Source organism: Chloroflexota bacterium (assembly GCA_026713825.1).
GTDB lineage: Bacteria > Chloroflexota > Dehalococcoidia > Lucifugimonadales > UBA1127 > UBA1127.
In genome coordinates this window covers 28949-48914 of record JAPONS010000074.1, presented here as the reverse complement: position 1 = coordinate 48914, position 19966 = coordinate 28949, and the positions used below count along the sequence as shown (strand labels likewise).

Annotated in this window: 21 protein-coding genes; 17 read left to right on the top strand and 4 right to left on the bottom strand. The window is 64.7% G+C overall.

What is annotated here, in order from left to right; genetic code table 11:
* Nucleotides 1–94 precede the first annotated feature (94 nt).
* Nucleotides 95–454, bottom strand: coding sequence for an MmcQ/YjbR family DNA-binding protein (locus tag OXC99_09535; GenBank protein MCY4625223.1), 360 nt, complete (start codon nucleotides 452–454; stop codon nucleotides 95–97).
* A gap of 177 nt (nucleotides 455–631) precedes the next feature.
* Here OXC99_09535 and OXC99_09530 point away from each other — a divergent pair, with 177 nt between their 5' ends.
* On the top strand, nucleotides 632–1114 hold the full coding sequence (locus OXC99_09530; protein MCY4625222.1) for a VOC family protein: 483 nt from the start codon (nucleotides 632–634) through the stop codon (nucleotides 1112–1114).
* A 145-nt stretch (nucleotides 1115–1259) separates the two neighbouring features.
* Nucleotides 1260–1988, top strand: coding sequence for a M48 family metalloprotease (locus OXC99_09525; protein MCY4625221.1), 729 nt, complete (start codon nucleotides 1260–1262; stop codon nucleotides 1986–1988).
* A 7-nt stretch (nucleotides 1989–1995) separates the two neighbouring features.
* Here OXC99_09525 and OXC99_09520 read toward each other — a convergent pair whose 3' ends face one another.
* The 3 genes from OXC99_09520 to OXC99_09510 form a co-directional block, all read right to left on the bottom strand.
* Nucleotides 1996–3741, bottom strand: coding sequence for a DNA methyltransferase (locus OXC99_09520; protein ID MCY4625220.1), 1746 nt, complete (start codon nucleotides 3739–3741; stop codon nucleotides 1996–1998).
* 82 nt (nucleotides 3742–3823) lie between these two features.
* Nucleotides 3824–4087 (bottom strand): hypothetical protein, encoded by a 264-nt coding sequence (locus OXC99_09515; GenBank protein MCY4625219.1) that lies wholly within the window; start codon nucleotides 4085–4087, stop codon nucleotides 3824–3826.
* Between the two features lie 17 nt (nucleotides 4088–4104).
* Entirely contained in the window at nucleotides 4105–5409 is a 1305-nt protein-coding gene (locus OXC99_09510) for an MFS transporter (GenBank protein MCY4625218.1), read from the bottom strand.
* A 196-nt stretch (nucleotides 5410–5605) separates the two neighbouring features.
* Between OXC99_09510 and OXC99_09505 the strand changes: the two genes are divergently transcribed.
* The 15 genes from OXC99_09505 to OXC99_09435 all read left to right on the top strand — a co-directional run bounded on the left by OXC99_09505 (nucleotide 5606) and on the right by OXC99_09435 (nucleotide 19830).
* A complete protein-coding gene (locus OXC99_09505; protein MCY4625217.1) occupies nucleotides 5606–6343 on the top strand; it encodes a helix-turn-helix transcriptional regulator in 738 nt (245 codons plus the stop codon).
* Nucleotides 6344–6468: 125 nt separating this feature from the next.
* Nucleotides 6469–6837, top strand: coding sequence for an NADH-quinone oxidoreductase subunit A (locus tag OXC99_09500; protein MCY4625216.1), 369 nt, complete (start codon nucleotides 6469–6471; stop codon nucleotides 6835–6837).
* 80 nt (nucleotides 6838–6917) lie between these two features.
* Entirely contained in the window at nucleotides 6918–7514 is a 597-nt protein-coding gene (locus OXC99_09495; GenBank protein MCY4625215.1) for an NADH-quinone oxidoreductase subunit B, read from the top strand.
* Nucleotides 7426–8004, top strand: a complete 579-nt coding sequence (locus OXC99_09490; protein MCY4625214.1) for an NADH-quinone oxidoreductase subunit C — start codon at nucleotides 7426–7428, stop codon at nucleotides 8002–8004. The genes OXC99_09495 and OXC99_09490 overlap by 89 nt, the downstream gene beginning before the upstream one ends.
* Nucleotides 8005–8215: 211 nt before the next feature.
* Nucleotides 8216–9991, top strand: coding sequence for a 2-oxoacid:acceptor oxidoreductase subunit alpha (locus tag OXC99_09485; GenBank protein MCY4625213.1), 1776 nt, complete (start codon nucleotides 8216–8218; stop codon nucleotides 9989–9991).
* Between the two features lie 12 nt (nucleotides 9992–10003).
* Nucleotides 10004–10891: a thiamine pyrophosphate-dependent enzyme gene (locus OXC99_09480; GenBank protein MCY4625212.1), complete on the top strand. Its 888-nt coding sequence runs from the start codon at nucleotides 10004–10006 to the stop codon at nucleotides 10889–10891.
* A gap of 137 nt (nucleotides 10892–11028) precedes the next feature.
* Nucleotides 11029–12144: an NADH-quinone oxidoreductase subunit D gene (locus OXC99_09475; protein MCY4625211.1), complete on the top strand. Its 1116-nt coding sequence runs from the start codon at nucleotides 11029–11031 to the stop codon at nucleotides 12142–12144.
* Nucleotides 12141–13301 (top strand): NADH-quinone oxidoreductase subunit NuoH, encoded by a 1161-nt coding sequence (gene nuoH, locus OXC99_09470; protein MCY4625210.1) that lies wholly within the window; start codon nucleotides 12141–12143, stop codon nucleotides 13299–13301. The genes OXC99_09475 and nuoH overlap by 4 nt, the downstream gene beginning before the upstream one ends.
* Nucleotides 13294–13872: a 4Fe-4S dicluster domain-containing protein gene (locus OXC99_09465; GenBank protein ID MCY4625209.1), complete on the top strand. Its 579-nt coding sequence runs from the start codon at nucleotides 13294–13296 to the stop codon at nucleotides 13870–13872. The genes nuoH and OXC99_09465 overlap by 8 nt, the downstream gene beginning before the upstream one ends.
* Entirely contained in the window at nucleotides 13872–14381 is a 510-nt protein-coding gene (locus OXC99_09460; GenBank protein ID MCY4625208.1) for an NADH-quinone oxidoreductase subunit J, read from the top strand. Before OXC99_09465 ends, OXC99_09460 begins: the two co-directional genes overlap by 1 nt.
* 2 nt (nucleotides 14382–14383) lie before the next feature.
* Complete coding sequence (gene nuoK, locus OXC99_09455; protein ID MCY4625207.1) at nucleotides 14384–14689, top strand: NADH-quinone oxidoreductase subunit NuoK; 306 nt, start codon at nucleotides 14384–14386, stop codon at nucleotides 14687–14689.
* A 98-nt stretch (nucleotides 14690–14787) separates the two neighbouring features.
* A complete protein-coding gene (gene nuoL / locus OXC99_09450; protein MCY4625206.1) occupies nucleotides 14788–16665 on the top strand; it encodes an NADH-quinone oxidoreductase subunit L in 1878 nt (625 codons plus the stop codon).
* On the top strand, nucleotides 16662–16790 hold the full coding sequence (locus OXC99_09445; protein ID MCY4625205.1) for a hypothetical protein: 129 nt from the start codon (nucleotides 16662–16664) through the stop codon (nucleotides 16788–16790). The genes nuoL and OXC99_09445 overlap by 4 nt, the downstream gene beginning before the upstream one ends.
* Nucleotides 16787–18340, top strand: a complete 1554-nt coding sequence (locus tag OXC99_09440) for an NADH-quinone oxidoreductase subunit M (GenBank protein ID MCY4625204.1) — start codon at nucleotides 16787–16789, stop codon at nucleotides 18338–18340. Before OXC99_09445 ends, OXC99_09440 begins: the two co-directional genes overlap by 4 nt.
* The gene (locus tag OXC99_09435) at nucleotides 18337–19830 is read left to right on the top strand and encodes an NADH-quinone oxidoreductase subunit N (protein MCY4625203.1); all 1494 of its coding nucleotides are present in this window, start codon (nucleotides 18337–18339) and stop codon (nucleotides 19828–19830) included. Before OXC99_09440 ends, OXC99_09435 begins: the two co-directional genes overlap by 4 nt.
* Nucleotides 19831–19966: the final 136 nt, after the last annotated feature.

Genomic DNA, 19966 nt, shown 5'->3' with positions numbered 1-19966 from the left:
TTTGAGATGTTGGCTACCTCTCCCGCCCTGTTCTCCCCCTGGCCGCGCGGCGGGGGCGAGGGAGGAGGGGGGGGGGGGGGGTCACGATCCTACCCTACGCCTCCCTCGCGTCCAGCTCTCGCACGAGGGTCTTGGGCGCGATGGCGCGGTAGCTCTCCTCGACGCAGTCGAGCAGCAGGTCGATTGGCGGGGCGTCGTCGTCGGTGAAGTGCATCTCGACCCAGCCGCTCTTGCCGAGGTTGTAGCCGGCGGGTCGGGCGAAGGGCATCGTGAGGAGGGCCTCGGAGGACTGGGGCAGCTTGACCGACATGCCGAAGCCCGTGCCGGGCACGCCGAAGAAGGCGAAGACCTTCACCCCCACCTTCGCGGCGCTTTCGCCCCAGGGGTGGTCCTCCCACGCGCCGGGCAGCGAGAGGGCGAAGTCGCGGAGCTGGTCCTTCAGGCCGTCGGCCACGGGGTGCGCCTCCGTATTGGGGTGTTGCGTTTCGGGAGGATAGCACTGGACTCGGCGGGCAGCCAATCACGGCTGCCGTTGACGACGGGCGTCGTCGAGGCTACGTTACACCCATCGCCATATATCATCGTCGACACTGAGCCAACGCGCCGACAGTGCGCGGCAGAGGAGGGCACAATGCCAAAGGTGACATCGCTGGGCCACATCGGCCTGCACTGCTACGACTACCCGAAGATGCTGGACTTCTACACGCGCGTGCTGGGGTTTACGGTGACGGATGCCTTCCCCAACGGCAACGCGTGCTTCCTCTCGGCGCGGCCGGCGGAGGAGCACCACGAGATCCTGCTGACCAGCGGCCGGACGGCGCCCGATGACGTCAAGCTGGTGCAGCAGATCTCGATGCACGTGGGGAGCCTGGAGGACATCAGGGCGTTCCACAAGCTCTTCCAGGAGGAGGGCGTCAAGGAGGAGCGGATCATCACCCACGGGAACACGGCGAGCATCTACTTCCGCGACCCGGAGAACAACTACCTGGAGGTCTACTACTCCATCCCCGTCGAGTTCCCGCAGCCCTTCGGCGAGCCCATCGACCTGGAGCTGGACGACGAGGCGCTGCTGGCGCAGATAGCGGAGATACGGGCGGCGAGCGGGAAGGGGTAGTGGGTGAGTCAGGCAGATTCCCGTAACGGTTCTCCCGCCTTGCCTTCGACTGTCAATGCAAGCATAGGGTTGATGATGAATTAGTTGAATTCAAGTCTATTTCCCTGCTAGAATTTGTATTGCGAGACTCTAGCAGGAATTAGTTGTGACCTACTCGGGATTGCTGACATTAAGGATTAGTGCTTTGGTAGGGCTTGTGGCCCTTACCATAGCCATTGCATTCGGCCTGGCATGGCTAGCGTCCATAAGCGGCCCTGTTTGGATCTTGCTATTGCCCTTCACCATTACCCAATACGCACTTCAGTTCATTCCCAAAGACCTCCGCAATATGTTGAGACTCGTTCGGCCAAAAGAGGTGCGAGTTCCTTCGGCAGTGGTTGAAGTTGCACAACGCCTCAACGTGCGTCCCCCCAAAGTAATGAAGGTAGTGGAGGGGGGGCACATCAATGCATGGGTGGGCAGCCAAGGGCTCTACATCACTGAAGGCCTAAACTCGTGCCTCTGGACCCGGGCGGGCAACGCGGTAATAGCACATGAAATGGCGCACTTGGCATGTAAACACAATCTTAAGAGCGTGGTTGTAATGATGACAGCACTTTTCGGCGCTATGACTATTGCCGCTGTTATGGGAGACCCCATTTTGCTAATGCTCGTGGCCGCTGCCCTCACGATCGTTCCGGTGGCAAATCCACTTTTGTCTCGCCATTTTGAGTTCGAGGCTGATAGGCGCGCAGCGTCCGTTGTGGGGATAGAGAGCATGTCCCACGCCCTTCAGGTAGTGGCTGAAAGGTCGGAATGGGGAGAGGAAAGAGACACCCATCCGAGTATTGAAAGAAGACTAGAGAGGCTTCTTTCGTCGAGGGGGAAGAGTTGATAGGGGGTTATGACGACTCCCCAAAAGACGCTTGGCGTCCCTGTTTGCGACGCACCCGCTGCGCTGGCTGGTACATAGACGGAAGCTGTGGAGGGAGTTCAAAGCCCTGACCTGTCAGGAGCTGTTGAACGGTACGAATCTGAATCTTCGGGTAATCCTTCTGCCAGAGTTCCGAGTGGAAGAAACCGGCGGCTATGGCCTCCGTTTGCATGACACTGGTGGGCTCTTCAAGGGTGATGAACAGACCTAGGGATGCCTTCTCCCGTTCAACGACACCCTTGAGGTCTCTTATTTGCGGGGCCGAAACGTGGCCGCTCTTCACCTGCACGATTGCTTTGTTCTGCGTGCGCTGCTTGCCATCAATGAAACTAAGAACACCGTCAATGCCGCCGTCCGGCCCCTTCTTGCCCTCCTCGCGTGGGAATGCCTCCAATAGCGATAGTGCCCAGAACTGGAATTGAAAACGGTCCTGCTCCGCTAAGGCTTGGGCGCTGCCGACGTCTACTGGCTCCCCGATCACTGTGTAGTCCTTGCCAGCTTCCAAATTGAAGGCTGTACGTAGGCGATTCTTCATCAAAGCTACTGCAAGATGCGTGATGTCAATGCCTATCCACTGGCGACCCAAGGCCTGCGCAGCTGCAATCGCGGTGCCGCATCCACAGAATGGGTCTAGCACCATTTGGCCTTGGCTGGTACTTGCCTTTATCACTCGTTCAAGGAGAGCCTGGGGCTTTTGTGTTTGGTAACCTAGCCTTTCCTTGCCACCCTGCCTAGGAATCCAGCGGACATCCTCATCAATTGCGCGTTCATCCCCGTATAGGACGCCTCGGGTGTACGGCTGGTACGCCCAAAGATCCTGAAGCGGTGAGCCAGGCAGATCCTTAAGGTATTGTCGGAAAGTCGGTAGGGCATCGCTGGCTTTTGTGGGAAGGTCAACATATCCAGCCTGATATAGCTGCTCCAGCTTTTCATGCTGTGATATTGTTGCGTCGATTCCTAGTTCGGCTACTAAGTTCCCTGGAACAGCCCAATGCCTGTCATGGGGAGTGGGGTCATATCCCCTCCATGGTTGACCTGATTCTCCATTTCGCGTGCCAGCCCCGGTCAACGCGTTGGTCCAATACTTACCCTTGTCGTCCTCCTGTCGGAAATACCCATCAACGTGTCCTTTCGCGACAGGCTGGAATTGTACGTCGAAAAGGTAATTGTCAGATTTGGTATAAAACAGGATCACATCATGGATTGGACCAAAGCGCTTATTTTGATTGTGCGACCCCGTTCGGCGCCAAACTATCTCATTTCTGAATTGGTCCTTTCCAAACACCGCGTCCATGAGGATTTTCAGATAGTGGCTAGCTGTCGGGTCACAGTGCAGATACAGGCTGCCAGTTTGCTTGAGTACCCGTCGCAACTCCACCAGGCGGGGGGCCATCATCACCAGATAGGCCATCATGTCATTTTGGCCGATGAACTTCTTGAACGCGTCGACCATGTCCCTAACGGCAACTGGAACGGCAGGATTTGCAATGATGTCCTTCTCAAACGCCCATTGAGTGTCCTTTGTCCACTTCCATGTGTCTGTAAATGCCTTGAATTGAGCAGCAGATTCCTCTCCTGTCTTCTCTTTGAAAAGTACATTGTAGGAAGCGTTGGAGTTGAAAGGAGGATCTAGATAGATGAGGTCAACTGATTCGTCGGGGATGTGCTCGCGAAGAACAGTTAGGTTGTCGCCGTAGTAGAGAGAGTTCTGCATAGTGCGGGTATTATCCCCTAACTATTGGTGCCGGACAACGCGGCACCCTTCGACAGGCTCAGGGCGAACGGATGGTGAGGCTCTAGTTCCGCCGTAGGAACCGGGTGAACTCGTCCTGGTCCACTTTGCGGTTCTCTTTGATGCAGAGGATGGCGTATTGGATGAACATGCGGGCGAGGCCTGCGTGCTGGAGGGCGTCGGCGCCCATGAGGACGCGCGGCTGGGGGCCGGTCAGGATGACGTCAACGTCGCCGGCCTGGACGTGGTCGAGCTCCAGCGACACGTCGACGCCGGTGCTCTCCTGGATGCGCTGCCGCATGCGTTGGATGAATTCGTTGTCGTCCATGGTTTGTGCGTGAGGGGCTAGGCCGCCGCGGCCGGCGCTCGCGCCGACAGGGGGACGCCCTGGAAGTAAATGCCGCGGAGCGCCGCTATGAGCAGGCTCGCCGTCACGATGCCCGCGAAGCCGAGGCCGAGGAACACCAGCACCGTCTGCGGCCCGATGAAGTCGACGGCAAAGCCGTTGACGAGGTTGAACACGGCCATGGTGCCGCCCAGGTTGATCTGGTTGAGGCCGCTGATGCGCCCCCGCATCTCCTCCGGCGCCAGCGTCTGCACCATCGCGGCCAGCAGCGCCATGAAGCCCGCTTGCGAAGCTCCCATGAGGGCCGCGGCCGCCACTGCCGTCGGGAGGGAGGTCGCGGTTGCCAGCCCCAGCATGGAGATGCCGCTCACGACGCCGGAGACCAGCAGGATGCGGCCTCGCATTCGTTCGGCGCGCACGCCCGCAATGAAGATGGCTGAGACCAGCCCGCCCGCGCCCACGGCCATCATCAGGTAGCTCACCCCCGTCCGCCCCGTGTCCAGCACGTTCAGCGATATGGCGGGGAAGATGGCCTCGAAGGACATGGTCATGGCGCAATGGAAGGCCACGATGCCGAAGAGCACCCGGAGCTCCGGGTGCCGGTAGACGACCCCCGCGGCGGAGCCCAGACTGCTGAGGAGGTTGGAGCCCCGGCCAAGGCCGCCCGACGAGCGGGTCTGGATGCGGCTGATCATGACGACACCCAGGGCGTAGAAGGCCGTGCAGCCGACAAAGGCGGCGTCCGGCCCGTAGATGGCCAGCAGCGGCGCGATCAGCCCCGGCCCGATGAGCCGCGACCCCTGTTGTGTCGCCGAGTTCAGCGACACGGCGTTCAGCAGCTTCTCGCGCGGGACCAGGTTCGGCACCAGCGAGGCGGTCGCCGTCATCTGGAACGTGCGCGCGGTGCCGTTCAGGATGGACAGGGCCAGCACGTGCCACAGCTCCAGCGACCCGGTCAGGGCCAGCAGGGCGAGGACGCCGTTGTTGACGGTGTTCGCCCAGTAGGCGGCGGCCAGGACGTCGCGGCGGTTGAAGCGGTCGGCGAGGTAGCCGGCGAGCGGCGGGATGAGGAAGCGCGGGCCCATGGCGGCGAAGGTGACGATGCCCACCCACGCGGAGGAGTCGGACATCTCCAGCACGAGGATGCCCCTCGCGACGATGAGCGCCCAGTAGGCCGACGCCCCACCCATGGCCGCGATCCACAGCCAGCGGTAGTCGGCGTAGGCCAGCGCCGCAAAGTAGCGGGACCCGATGCCGGAGAGCGCGTTCGTCACATGCCGCCCCTGCCGGAATAGTTGCGCCATTCTAGCACAGGGGAGGTAGGGGGTGGGGTCACCCTCCGGCGGGTCCTGTGCGAGACCCTTTCGCCGGGGCTCAGGGCGAACGGCGGAGTCAGGTGGGTGAGAGATGACGGCTCATAGACATGGACTATGGAGGTATTGCGTGAACCCATTTATCAATCCTGTTGATGAATTCTACAGAACTGTATATACTTGTAACATGCCGACGCCAAAGACTGGTTCGTACCAGTTCCTGAAGGAGAGTTTGATAGAAACTCGTCGACAGTTGGGCCTTTCACAGTCGCAGATGGCTACCAAGCTGGGCGTTCTCCAGAACTCATTGTCGCGCTGGGAGACTGGATCGACTACGCCGGATGCCAAGTGGCTAGCAAGAATCTACTCCGTTGCTATGGAAGGAGGCTACATGCCTACGTTCTTTGCCCCGGTCAGACAGAAGGCAAAGGTTCGTGACAGTGTTCTAGTGTTTTGGGACGGGCTAAGCGTCGCTCCTATGTTCAATAACGGTGATCAAGCTTCGCGCTGGATCGTTGATGAGGCCAAGCGCCTTGCGCCGAACGTAAAGCACCTGCGACTCAAGGCTTTCCTCAATCCCTCTCAGCAGCAACTTGCATCGGAGCTTGAAGCACAAGATTGGCGCATCTGGCAGGACGATGGGGACTGGTTCGAGTACATTTTCTCGCAAGCTGCCTCAGACTCCGGGCAGGACCCTGATGCGACGGTGGTATTGCTAATCACTGTGGATCCGGACTTTTCGGAATTGATAAAGGAGCTGCATAAGAAAGGCGTGCAAGCATATGTCATTACACCTTCCCAACCTTTTCTGACTGACAGGCGATTACATGAAACCGTGCGCGAAGGGCATGTAATCACCCCGCCAATTCATCTATTGAGCGAGAATCCTCGGCTCCTCTATGACAGGTCCAGGCAGATGGGCTAGGGCACCACCTTCCCCTTGTGATGTCAGGTTGACCTACACAGCGTTCCCGCTGTAGGGCAGGGGAGGGGCGCGCCCATGACGACGCCAATGCCGCCGTGCTATAGTGGTGCGCGGAGGTCTTTGCCATGCCGGAGGGGTATGCCCTGAACTACACCGCCGTCGTCATCGTCGGGGCCGTGGGGCTGCTGGCGATGGGCGGCATGCTGGCCGCGAGCTTCTTCCTCGCGCCCAGGCGCAAGTCGGCAATGAAGGAGCTGCCCTTCGAGTGCGGCATCCCGCCGACGCCCTTCTCGTGGTCGCAGATCCACGTCCGCTACTACATCTTCGCCATCCTCTTCCTGCTGTTTGACGTGGAGGCTGTCTTCCTCTTCCCGTGGATCCTGATGTTCCTCGATGGCGCCTCCTGGGTCTTCTACGAGATGATCCTGTTCATCGCCATCCTGCTCTTCGGCGTGCTGTACGGGTGGCGCAAGGGGGTCCTGCAGTGGCGGTAGAGAAGGACAAGCCCACGTGGGGCATTAGCCCCGTCGTGCCGGGGTGGTACCAGAAGTGGGAGCGGAGCAGCAGCATGGACCTGCCGCCGTCAGAGGCGGCGGAGGGGAACGTCGCGCCGGCCGCGCCCTACCGCAGCGGCGCGCCGGGCGTCATCACGGCTCCGCTGGAGGACCTGCTGGCGCTGGCGAGGAAGAACTCGCTGTGGCCGCTGACCTTCGGGCTGGCGTGCTGCGCCATCGAGATGATGTCGACATACATGGCCAACCACGACCTTGACCGGATGGGCATCGTGACGTGGCCGTCGCCGCGGCAGTCGGACGTGATGATCGTGGCGGGCACCGTGGTGAAGAAGATGGCCGAGCCCATCAAGCTGCTGTACGAGCAGATGCCGGAGCCCAAGTGGGTCATCGCGATGGGGAGCTGCGCCACCAACGGCGGGCCCTACTATCGCTCCTACTCCGTGGTAATGGGCGTCGACCACATCGTGCCGGTGGACGTGTACATCCCCGGGTGCCCGCCGCGGCCGGAGGCGCTCATGGACGGGCTGCTGCGGCTGCAGGACAAGATCCAACACGACGCGAGGCGATATGGAGGAAGTAACCCCCCAGCCCGACCAGGAGAGCACGCCCTCCCAGGAAGCGAGCTCTCAGGAGACGGCGCCGGCGAGAGCGCCTAGGCAGGCGGCGCCGCCCCCGATCGGGCTGGACGACCGCGGCGAGGCCCTGAAGGCGCTGCTGCCCGGCCCGCTGGCCCCCTTCGAGCCGGAGGTTGACACCGCGCTGGACGAGGTGGTCGTGACCGTGGCCTCTGCGCGGCTGCTGGACGCCTGCGCGACGCTTCGCGGCGACCCCTCGCTCTCCTTCGACTACCTGCGCTGCCTCTCCGTCGTCGACTACGAGGACCGCTTCCAGGTGGTGTACCACCTCTGGTCGCGCGAGCACCGGCACAAGCTGACGCTGAAGGTGGACACGTCGCCGGAGACGCCGTCGGTGCCCTCGGTGACGGGGGTGTGGCGGGGCGCGGACTGGTTCGAGCGGGAGGGGCACGACCTCTTCGGCGTCGAGTTCCCCGGACACCCGGACCCGCGCGTCCTCATCCTGTACGAGGAGTTCGAGGGCTTCCCGGGGCGCAAGTCCTTCCCCTTCCACGATTACCAGGAGTGGTAGGCGGCCAACTCGTAGCGGCCGCTTGACGGCCCAGCTTGCAACGACTAGGGTGTGGCGTATAGCTCAACCTGTCACTATAGAGTGTTACTATAACCACATACGGCCACCTGGCGGGCCAAGCCGAACAAATAGACGCCCGTAAAGTTTGCCCGTATACTGCGCTAGTCGTGTCGGCCTATGTCGACACCATTGTGTATTGAGGAGTTCGACCATGGCCGGGAGTTTCGATTTTGCGTTGGCAATCGGCGGTGAGGCGGGACAGGGCATCGCCACACCGGGCAACATTCTGACGCGACTGTTCATTCGCAGGGGTCTCTACTTCAACGCCTACAACGCCTACCAGTCCATCGTCCGCGGCGGCCACATCTTCCTGACGGTCCGAATCAGCGACGAGCCCGTGTACACGCACGGCGACAAGCTGGACCTGCTGCTCTGCCTGAACCAGGACACCATGAACCGGCACCTGGGCCTCATGGGCGAGGGCACGCGCGCCATCTTCAACAGCGATTCCATCAACCCGGGCAACCCGCGGCAGGGCGTGGAGCTCTGCCCCATCCCGGTGTCGCAGGTGTCCGGGAGCCGCAACCGGCTGGTGCAGAACACGATCGCCGTCGGCGCCACCTGCGCGCTGCTGCAGCTCGATTTCACGATCCTCGAGGACTCCCTGAAGGTGCGGTTCGCGCGGCAGGGGCAGTCGGTGGTCGACGAGAACGTCGGCGTGGCACGGGCGGGGTACGAGTACGCGCAGCAGAATTTCACTCCCTTCCCGACGGCGCTCCCGGAGACGGACCAGCCGAAGGCCCAGTGGGCGGGCAACGACGCCATCGCCATGGGCGCGGCGGCCGCCGGCGTCAAGTTCTACGCCGCCTACCCCATGAGCCCCTCGACCGGCGTGCTGCACTGGATGGCGCAGAACGCCCGCGACCTGGGCATCATGGTGCGGCAGGTGGAGGACGAGATCGGCGTTGCGAACATGGTGATGGGCGCGGCCCACGCGGGCGCACGGGCCATGTGCTCGACGTCCGGCGGCGGCTTCGCGCTGATGACCGAGGCCGTGGGCGCGGCGGCGATGATGGAGATCCCCGTCGTCCTGGTCGACGTGCAGCGCGCGGGCCCCTCGACGGGCGTGCCGACGAAGACCGAGCAGGGCGACCTGTGGCAGACGCTGGGCGCCAGCCAGGGCGACTTCCCCCGCATCATCGTCGCCCCGACAAGCGCGCTGGACGCCTACAACACCATCCCCGAGCTGTTCAACCTGGTCGACCACTACCAGTGCCCCGGCCTGGTGCTGTCCGACCTGCTAATCTCCGAGGGCACCTTCAGCGTGGTCCCGGACGACATCGACATGAACCCCGCCATCAACCGCGGCAAGATCATCACCGATGCGGGGACGGGCAACGGCTACCAGCGGTACAAGGACACCGAGGACGGCATCTCCCCGCGGGCGCTGCCCGGCACGGAGGGCTACGTCCACGTGATATCCACCGACGAGCACGACGAGGACGGCGGCCTGATCAGCGACGAGTACACCAACCCCTACAAGCGCCGCGCCATGGTGGAGAAGCGGGCCCGCAAGTTCAACGACCTGGAGGGGCGCGTCGCCTCGCCGGCCCTGGTGGGCCCAGCCGACGCCGACGTGACCCTCATCGGCTGGGGCTCCTCGGAGGGCGCCATCCGGGAGGCCGTGGAGCAGCTTGCGGAGGAGGGCATCACCGCCAACCGCCTGCAGGTGAAGTGGATCGTCCCCTTCCACGCGAACGCCATCACCGCGGTGGTGAACGCGGCCAAGAAACCCATCATCGTGGAGAACAACTACTCGGGCCAGTTCTACCGCTACCTGCGGAGCGAGACCGGCCTGACCATCGACAGTCACATCCGCAAGTACGACGGCGAGCCCTTCATGCCCCACCACATCGCCAACGGCGTGCGGGAGATCCTGGCCGGTAAGGCGGACGTCTTCGTCCCCTACCAGGAAGTCAACGTTTAGGGAGGAACGGTCATGACCACTGGCAGTGCACAAATGACGGCTGCAAACTTCCGCTCCGGGATCAACCCGGACTGGTGCCCGGGGTGCGGCGATTTCGGGGTGCTCAACTCGCTGCAGCGGGCGTGCGCCGAGCTGGGCCTGCAACCGCACCAGATCCTGACGGTGAGCGGCATCGGCTGCTCCTCCAACCTGCCGGGCTACATCAACGCCTACGGCGCGCACACGCTGCACGGGCGCTCCCTCGCGGTGGCGTCCGGCGCGAAGCTCGCGAACCATGACCTGACGGTCATCGCGACGGGCGGCGACGGTGACGGCTACGGCATCGGTGGCAACCACTTCACGCACACCGCGCGCCGCAACATCGACATCACCTACATCGTCATGAACAACCAGATCTACGGCCTCACCACGGGCCAGATCTCGCCCACCAGCCGGCTGGGCATGAAGACCAAGAGCACGCCCTTCGGCAACGTCGAGACGCCGCTCAACCCCCTGACGCAGGCCATCATGAACGGTGCCACGTACGTCGCGCGCGCCTACAGCGGCGACATCCGCCACACCACGGCCCTCATCCGGGGCGCCATCGAGCACAAGGGCTTCGCGCTGGTGGACGTCTTCAGCCCCTGCGTCACCTTCAACCTCGACAACTCGCACGACTTCTTCAAGCAGCGGGTCGTCAAGCTGGAGGAGCAGGGACACGACCCGCAGGACTGGAAGTCGGCCTGCGAGCGCGCCATGGAGTGGGGCGACACCATCAACGTCGGCCTCTTCTTCCAGGGCAACGACATCGAGACGCTGGGGCAGCGGGAGCCCGTGCTGGAGAAGGGCGGCCCCATCGCGCACCGCGACCTGGCCATCACCGACGAGCAGCGCGAGAGAATTGTCCGCCGGATGATGTAGGTTCCCCCGGCCTCAGGCCGGAGGCGACTGGCAACGGCACTTCTTTAGACAACATACGTCGTGCGAGGGCACGGCAGACCACGCGACGGGGCGCCTTTTGAGACGCCCCGTCGGGACGCAAACCCGGTGGAGAGGGCATGACGGAAGCCCAACGCCTGGAATCCGTAGATATCCTCGTGAACATGGGGCCGCAGCACCCGTCAACCCATGGCGTATTTCGTATGGTGCTCTGGGTCGATGGCGAGCGCATCGTCGACTGCGACCCCCACATCGGCTACCTCCACCGCGGCTCCGAGAAACTCTCCGAGGGTGAGCTCTACTCGCAGATCATCACCCTCTTCGACCGGATGGACTACATCGGCAACTTCAACACGGAGCTGGCCTTCGTCGGCGCCGTCGAGAAGCTCATGAACCTCGCCGTCCCCGAGCGCGCCGAGTACATCCGCGTCATCCTCTGTGAGCTCAACCGCATCTCCAGCCACATGCTCTTCTACGGCACCATGGGCCTCGACGCGGGCGCAATGACGCCCATCATGTACGGCTTCCGCGAGCGGGAGCGCATCCAGAACCTCTTCGAGGCGGTCACCGGCGCGCGCATGATGCACAACTACTTCCGCATCGGCGGGCTGCGCGAGGAGCCGCCCGACGACTTCGTCGCCCGCGTGCAGGGCGTGCTGCCCGCCATCGAGCAGGGCATCGAGGAGGGCGACCGGCTGCTTACGTACAACGAGGTCTTCCTCGCCCGCTCCCGGGGCATCGGCGTGCTCAGCGGGCAGGAGGCGCTCGACTACGGCCTGACGGGGCCGTCGCTGCGCGCGTCCGGCATCCCGGACGACATCCGCGCCGTCGAGCCGTACTCCATCTACGACCGCTTCGACTTTGACATTCCCATCGGCGAGAACGGCGACACGTGGGACCGGTACGCGATGCGCGTAGAGGAGATGCGGCAGTCGGTGAAGATCGTGAAACAGGCGCTGGAGCAGATGCCGGAGTCGGGGGCCATCAAGGCGCAGGTGCGCGGCATCCCGCGCCCGCCCAAGGGCGAGGCCTACTTCCGCGCCGAGAACCCCCGCGGCGAGATCGGGGTCTACCTGGTCAGCGACGGCGGCGACAAGCCGTACCGGCTCAAGATCCGGCCGCCGTCCTTCGCGAACCTGCAGGCGCTGCGGCCCATGCTCCGCAACACCTACGTGGCCGACGCCGTCATGGTCCTCGGCTCCCTGGACATCGTGCTGGGGGAGGTGGACCGGTGATCCTCCTCGTGGCCCTCGCCCTGGGCGTCATCGGCCTCGTCGCGCTGATAGCGCTCTCCGTGTTCTTCGGCGGCGAGGACGCGCTGCTGCTGGTCATCCGCGCGGGGGCGCTGCTCACCATCCTGAGCGTCGTCGTGCTCTCGCTGACGTGGCTGGAGCGGAAGTCGCTGGGGCGCATCCAGCAGCGCATGGGCCCGATGCGCGTCGGCCCCTTCGGCGTGCTGCAGCCCGTGGCCGACGCGATCAAGCTGGTGGTCAAAGAAGACATCATGCCCTCATGGGTGGACCGGCCTATCTACTGGCTGGCCCCGCTGGCCGTCTTCATCCCGAGCTTCCTCGTCTGGGTGGCCGTGCCCTTCAGCTCCGACCTGGTGCTGCGCGACATGGACCTGGGTGTGGTCTACATCCTCGCCATGTCCGTCCTCTCCATCATCGGGCTCATCATGGCCGGCTGGGCGTCCGCCAACAAGTACGGCATCATGGGCGGCCTGCGCAGCGCGGCGCAGCTCATCAGCTACGAGATCCCGCTGCTGGTCATCGCTATGACGATCGCGATGCTGGCGGGCACGCTGAACCTGACGGCCATCGCCGAGGGGCAGGGGTACCAGTGGTACATCCTGCTGCAGCCGATGGCCTTCGTCGTCTTCCTGCTGGCGGGCCTCGCCGAGGTCGGCCGCAGCCCCTTCGACATCTTCCAGGCGGAGTCGGAGCTGGTGGGCGGGCCGTTCATCGAGTACAGCGGCGCGCACTGGTCCATCTTCTTCCTGGCCGAGTACATCAACACGTTCCTCATCGCCGCGCTGGTGACCATCTTCTTCCTGGGCGGCTGGTCCGGGCCCTTCCTGCCGGAGGTGCTCTGGTTCCTCATCAAGTGCTACGCCGTCATCCTGCTCATCTTCTGGCTGCGGGGGACGCTGCCGCGGCTGCGCATCGACCAGCTCATGGCCTTCGGCTGGCAGGCGCTGGTGCCGCTCTCCTTCCTGAACTTCGTGATGGTCGCCTTCGTGCTCTTCTACGGCTGGCCGGTCTGGGTGCACACGATTCTCGGAGTCGTCACGCTGGCAGGCGCGGCCGTTTTCATCTACACCCGGCAGGCGTCGCAGAAGAACCGGCCGAAGGTGAAGCTGGTGTCCGCGCGGGAGGTGCGACGTGTTTAACGCGCTCAAGGGCATGCTCGTGACCCTGTCGACGACGCTCCGGAAGCCGGTGACGGCGCAGTACCCCAAGCAGCACCTGCCCCTGCAGGAGCGGCAGTGGGGTTTCCCCGCGCTGACGTGGGACGGCGAGGTCGGCGAGCCCTACTGCGTCGGCTGCATGGTGTGCGTGCGCATGTGCCCGACGCAGTGCATGTCCGGCACCATGGTCGACAACCCCAAGCACGCCGAGGGCGAGAGCACACGCCGCAAGATCATCGGGGACTTCGAGATCAACCTCGGCCGGTGCATCCTGTGCGGCATCTGCGTCGAGGTCTGCAACTTCGACGCCATCGAGATGAGCCACGAGCACGAGATCAGCCACTATGCCCGCAACGGCCGCCGCGTGGACCTGCCGATGCTGCTCGACATGGGCGTCAAGTACCAGCACGAGTCCAACTGGATCCCGCCGACGAAGAAGAAGGCGGCCGTCGCAGCAGCGGCCAAGGCCGCCGCTCCCGCCGTCGAGGGCGGCGCCCCGGCAGCCGAGGCGGAAGCCGGTGAGGACACCGCCGAAAAGGAGAGCGAGGCCTAATGGACGCGCAGGCGGTCGCCTTCGCCATTGTTGCCGTCGTGGCTCTGGTCAGCGGCATCGGCGTGGTGACGACGCGCAACGTGGCCCACGCGGCCCTCTTCCTGCTGGTGAGCCTCGCCTCCGTGGCCGGCGTCTTCATCCTGCTCGTCGCCGAGTTCCTTGCGCTGGTGCAGGTGCTCATCTACGGCGGCGCGGTGACCATCGTGCTGCTCTTCGCGCTGATGCTGACGCGCGCCGAGGAGTTCTCCAACGTGCGGGCCAACCCGCAGTGGCTCGTCGGCGCGCTGGCCGCCCTCGGCGTCTTCGGCGCGATGGGCGCCGTCATCCTGAACGACCGGCTCGACACGCAGGCGCTGCAGGGCCCGAGCCTGCAGGAGCTCGGCGGCGAGCTCTTCACCAACTGGGTCGTCCCCTTCGAGATTGCGTCGCTGGTGCTGCTGATGGCCCTCATCGGCGCGATCATCCTCGCGCGGGCATCGGACAACGACGCGCCGGGGAGCGGGGGCTAGGCGTGGAGCTGTACCACGTCGAGCTGCTGAGCGCCGCGCTGTTCGCCATCGGGGTGTACGGCGTGCTGGCGCGCCGCAACGCCGTCATGGTGCTCATGGCGGTCGAGCTGATGCTCAACGCCGCGACCATCAACGCCGTCGCATACGCGGCCTTCTTGGACCCGGGACGGCTGGTGGGCCAGGTGATTACCGTCTTCATCATCACGGTGGCCGCGGCCGAAGTCGGCCTCGCAATGGCCATCATCCTGCGGCTCTACCGCGTCCGCGCCACGGCCAACGTGGACGAAGCGGACTCGATGAAGGGGTAGGACGCGGGCGGCGGGGTTCCCGCCTGCGCGGGAACGACGGACTACGTTTTGGAGGACTTGGTGACAGGTACGCGAGCACATAGGGCGGAGGCTGGCCGATGATGGAGTGGGCGTGGCTCATCCCGTCGCTGCCGGCGATCGCCTTCGCGCTCATGGTGGCGCTGAGGCGGTGGTTGCCGAACTGGGGCGCCATCCTGGCCACGGGCTCCATGGCCGTCAGCTTCGCGCTCTTCTTCTTCGTCTTCGCCGACTGGTTCGGGCAGAAGTCGTTCCCCGGCGACTACACGTTCATGTACAGCATCGACTGGCTGCGGGCCGGCGACGCCGTGCTGACGTGGGGCATGTGGATCGACCCGATCACGCTGACGATGCTGGGCCTCGTGACGGCGGCCGCGCTGGGCATCCAGGTCTACTCGTGGGGCTACATGGCCCACGAGCCGCGCTTCACCTGGTTTTTCGCCGTCCACTCCCTCTTCGCCGCTTCCATGCTCGCCCTCGTGATGGCCGACAACCTGCTGCTGCTCTACATCGCGTGGGAGCTGGTCGGCATCTGCAGCTACCTGCTCATCGGTTTCTTCTACGACCGGCGCTCGGCGGCCGAGGCGGCCAAGAAGGCCTTCATCACGACGCGCGTCGGCGACGTCGGCCTGCTCATCGGCATCCTGCTGCTCTTCGTCGAGACCGGCACCTTCGAGCTCTCGGCCATCTTCGCCGCGCTGGCGAACGGCGAGCTCTCCGAGGGCGTGGTCACCGGCGCGGCGCTCCTGATGCTCATGGGCGCCATCGGCAAGTCGGCGCAGTTCCCGTTCCACGTCTGGCTGCCCGACGCGATGGAGGGCCCGACGCCCGTCAGCGCGCTGGTGCACTCAGCCACGATGGTCGTTGCGGGCGTGTTCCTGGTGGCGCGCGTCTTCCCCTTCTTCGAGGCCTCGGACACGGCGTCGCTGGTGCTCCTCTGCCTCGGCGCGGTGACGGCCCTCGGCGCGGCCGCGATGGCGCTCGTGATGACCGACATCAAGCGCGTGCTCGCCTACTCGACGCTGACGGACCTCGCCTTCATGATGCTGGCCCTCGGCGCGGGCAGCGTGACGGCGGGCATGTTCCACCTGCTGCTCCACGGCTTCGCCAAGGCGACGCTGTTCCTCGGCGCGGGCAGCATCTCCCACGGCAGCGAGCAGACCGACATCCGGCAGATGGGCGGGCTGCGGCGGCGGATGCCGTTGACGGCGCTTGCCTTCGGCGTGGCGGCGCTCTCTCTGGGCGGCATCCCGCCCTTCGGCGGCTTCTTCAGCAAGGACGAGGTCACGCTGGCCGCCTTCCACGGGCAGTTCGGCTGGGTCTTCCTCATCGTCGCGCTGACAGTCGGCTTTATGAAGGCGCTGTACATGGGCCGCGTCTTCTTCTCCGCCTTCCTCGGCAAGCTGAAGCCCGAGAACGAGCACGCCCACGAGTCCGGGCCCTCCATGCTCGCACCCATGCTGGTCTTCACGACGCTCGGCGCATTGGGCGGCCTGCTCGCCTTCGGCTGGACCGACGGCTATGGGGGCTTCGGCTACTTCGTCTTCGCCGGCGACCACCAGGAGGCCTTCCACCTGAACGTGGGGATCGCGGTCGCGTCGGCGGTGCTGGCGCTCGCCGGCTTCGGCATCGCGTGGCTGGCGTACGTGACGGGCAGCCTGAGCACCGAGGGCATCATCGCGAGGGTGCGGCCCGTGCACACGGCCGTCGCCAACAAGTTCTACGTCGACGAGGTCTACCAGTGGACCATCGACACGGTCGTGCTCACGCTGGGCAACGCCATCGCCTGGGTTGACCGGGCGCTCGTGAACGACGTTGGGGTGAACGGCCCGGGCGTGGTGACGGAGCGGTCCGGGCGGGTCCTGCGGCTGGTGCAGACGGGCAAGCTCTACAGCTACGCGCTGGGCATGGTGCTCGGCTTCCTGGCCCTCGCCGTCGCGTGGTGGGTGGCGCAATGATGACGATGTGCATGACGGCCTCCCCGCACCCCTGGATTCCGGCTTTCGCCGGAATGACGAGAGGGGGGCTGGGCATGGCGCTCGGCTTCCTGGCCCTCGCCGTCGCGTGGTGGGTGGCGCAATGAGCAGCATGGAAAGCGTCCTGCTCTTTGCGCTGATCGCCGTGCCCTTCTTCGGGGCGCTGGTGATGGTCTTCTTCCCCGCCGACAAGCACAGCCTCATCCACTGGTACACGCGCGTCATCGCCTTCGCGGGCCTCGTGATGGCGGTGTGGCTCTTCGTGACCTTCGACACCGACGGCGACCTGTCGAAGTACACCGTCGACTTCGAGTGGCTGCCCGCGCTGGGCATCCGCTATTCGCTGGGCATCTCGGGCATCACGACGCCGCTGGTGCTGCTGAACGCCATCATCTTCATGGCGGGCGTGCTGGTGTCGTGGAACGTGACGCACCGGCCCAAGGACTTCTTCATCTGGCTGACGCTGCTGGTCGCGGGCGTCTACGGCGTCTTCCTGGCGACCGACCTCTTCTTCCTCTTCTTCTTCTACGAGCTGGCCGTGGTGCCCATGTACCTGCTCATCGGCGTGTGGGGCAGCAGCACCGACTTCACGAAGCAGCCCGCCGTCGAGATCCCCGGGTACGGCGGCGGCGGCAAGTACGACCGCCCCAAGGAATACGGGGCGATGAAGCTGATGCTCTACCTGGTCGCCGGCAGCGTGCTCGTCTGGGTCGCCATCCTCGCCGTCTGGGCCGAGGCCCGCGCCGAGACCGGCATGGCGAGCTTCTCCATCGCGGCGCTGGCCGATGTAGAGTACTCGACAAACTTCCAGCGCATTTTCTACCCGTTCTTCATGGTCGGCTTCGGCGTGCTGGCGGGCCTGTGGCCTTTCCACACCTGGTCGCCCGACGGCCACGTCGCCGCCCCGACGGCCGTCAGCATGCTGCACGCGGGCGTGCTGATGAAGCTGGGCGCGTTCGGCATCCTGGCCGTCGGCATGGTCATCCTGCCCGAGGGCGCGAGCGACTGGGCGCCGGTGCTCATCGGCCTCGGCACGGTCAACGTGCTCTACGGCGCGGTCTCGGCGCTCGGCCAGCGCGACCTCAAGTACGTCATCGGCTACTCCAGCGTCAGCCACATGGGCTACGTGCTCATGGGGTTGGGGACGCTGGAGGTCATCGGCCTCAACGGGGCGGTCTTCCAGATGTTCTCGCACGGCATCATGACGGGCCTCTTCTTCGCCATGGTGGGCATCATCTACGAGCGGACGCACCTGCGCGACATCACCGTTCTCGAGGGCCTCGGCAAGCGCATGGGCGTCGTTGGCGCATTCCTCGCCGTGGCGGGATTGACGTCGTTGGGGCTGCCCGGGTTCAGCAGCTTCGTGGCGGAGCTGCTTGTGTTCATCGGCACCTTCCGCACGTACCCGATCCTGGGCGTGCTGGCCGTCATCGGCGCGGCCATCACGGCGGTCTACATCCTGCGGCTCATGGCCAAGGTCTTCTTCGGCCCCATCAGCGACCGGTGGGCCGACCTGGAGGACGCCAAGCCGCTGGAGGTGGCCGTGGGCGCGGCGCTGGTGGGCGTGCTGCTCCTGTGGGGCCTCTACCCCTTCCGCATCGTCGAGATCATTGACAGCGGCGTGAAGCCGCTGCTCGAAGGGATGGGCATCGCATGACGATGGACGTTCGTTTCGAGCTGCTCTGGCCGGAGTTCCTGGTCGCGGGACTGGCCTTCCTCGTGTTCACGTTGGACTTCTTCATCCGGCCGGTCAGAAAGGACATCCTCGCCTGGGTCTCCGCCGCCGGTCTCGCCGTCATCATCGCCTTCACCGTGCCCTTCCTGCTGAACGAGCACGACAGCCTCTTCGACGGCCTCTACCGCGTCGACAGCTACGCGCTCTTCTTCAAGGTGCTCTCGATGGGCATCGGCATCGCCGTCATCCTCGGCTCGCTGCACTTCGTGAACCAGCGCCTGACGCACCCCGGCGAGTACTACGCCATCATCATCGTGTCCGTGCTGGCGATGATGATGATGGCCGCGTCCGGCGAGCTCCTGACCGCCTACCTGTCGCTGGAGCTGCTGAGCTTCTGCCTCTACATCCTCAGCGGCTTCGCCCTGCAGGACCGCCGCTCCAACGAGGCCTCGGTCAAGTACGTGCTGCTGGGCGCGTTCTCGTCCGGCCTGCTCCTCTACGGCATCGTGCTGCTGTACGGCGCCCTCGGCACGACGCACTTCGCCGAGATGGCGACGGCGCTTGACGGCGCGGGCGGCGTCGAGGGCCGGCTGCTCATCGGCCTCGCGCTCGTGGTGGCCGGCCTCGGCTTCAAGCTCGCCGCCGTGCCCTTCCACATGTGGGCGCCCGACGTCTACCAGGGCGCGCCGATGCCGATAACGGCCTACATCGCCGTCGGCTCCAAGGCGGCGGCATTCGCGCTGGTGCTGCGTCTCTTCTACGAGGGACTCGCGCCCGCCTATGACCAGTGGCAGATGCTCATTGCGGGCATGGCCGCGCTGACGATGATCTTCGGCAACGTCGTCGCCATCGTGCAGACCAACGTGAAACGCATGCTGGCCTACTCGAGCGTCGGGCAGGTGGGCTTTCTGCTGATGGGAATCGCCGCCCTGTCGCCGCTGGCGTCCAACGGGCTCTTGGTGCACCTCGTCGGCTACTCGCTGACGAACTTCGCGGTGTTCTTCGCCATCACGGCCTTCTACAACGCGACGGGCAAGGACGACATCCCGGACTTCGCGGGCCTCGCCGGGCGCTCGCCGTTCCTGGCGGCCGCGATCACCATCGGCCTCTTCTCGCTGGCGGGCCTGCCCTTCCTGGCGGGCTTCGTCACCAAGTTCTACCTCTTCTCCGCCGCGGCCGCCGAGGACCTCCTGTGGCTGGCGGGCGTCGCCATGTTCGCGAGCCTCATCTCCCTCTACTACTACCTGCAGCTCATCCGGCAGATGTACATCGAGAAGGCGCCCGAGGACGAGGGCGGCTCCGTCGCCGTCGCGACGCCCGCCGTGCTCACCGCCGTCATCGGCGCGATGGCGCTCGGCGTCGTGCTCCTCGGCGTCTACCCCGATCCGGTCATGGCCGCTATTGAGGAGGCGACGCGCGCACTCCGCCCCGGCGACGGCGCGTGGATCACGCTTGGAGCAGCCGGGCGGTAGCCGACCGCCGTCTCTGGGGAGGATTACGCGTTCACGCTAGGAACACGAACTCACATCCCCTCTAGTCGCCAAGCATCCCTGTGCTCCAAAAGCAACAGCGGTCGTCTCTTGTCCGTGGGGTTGGCCTTCGACTCCA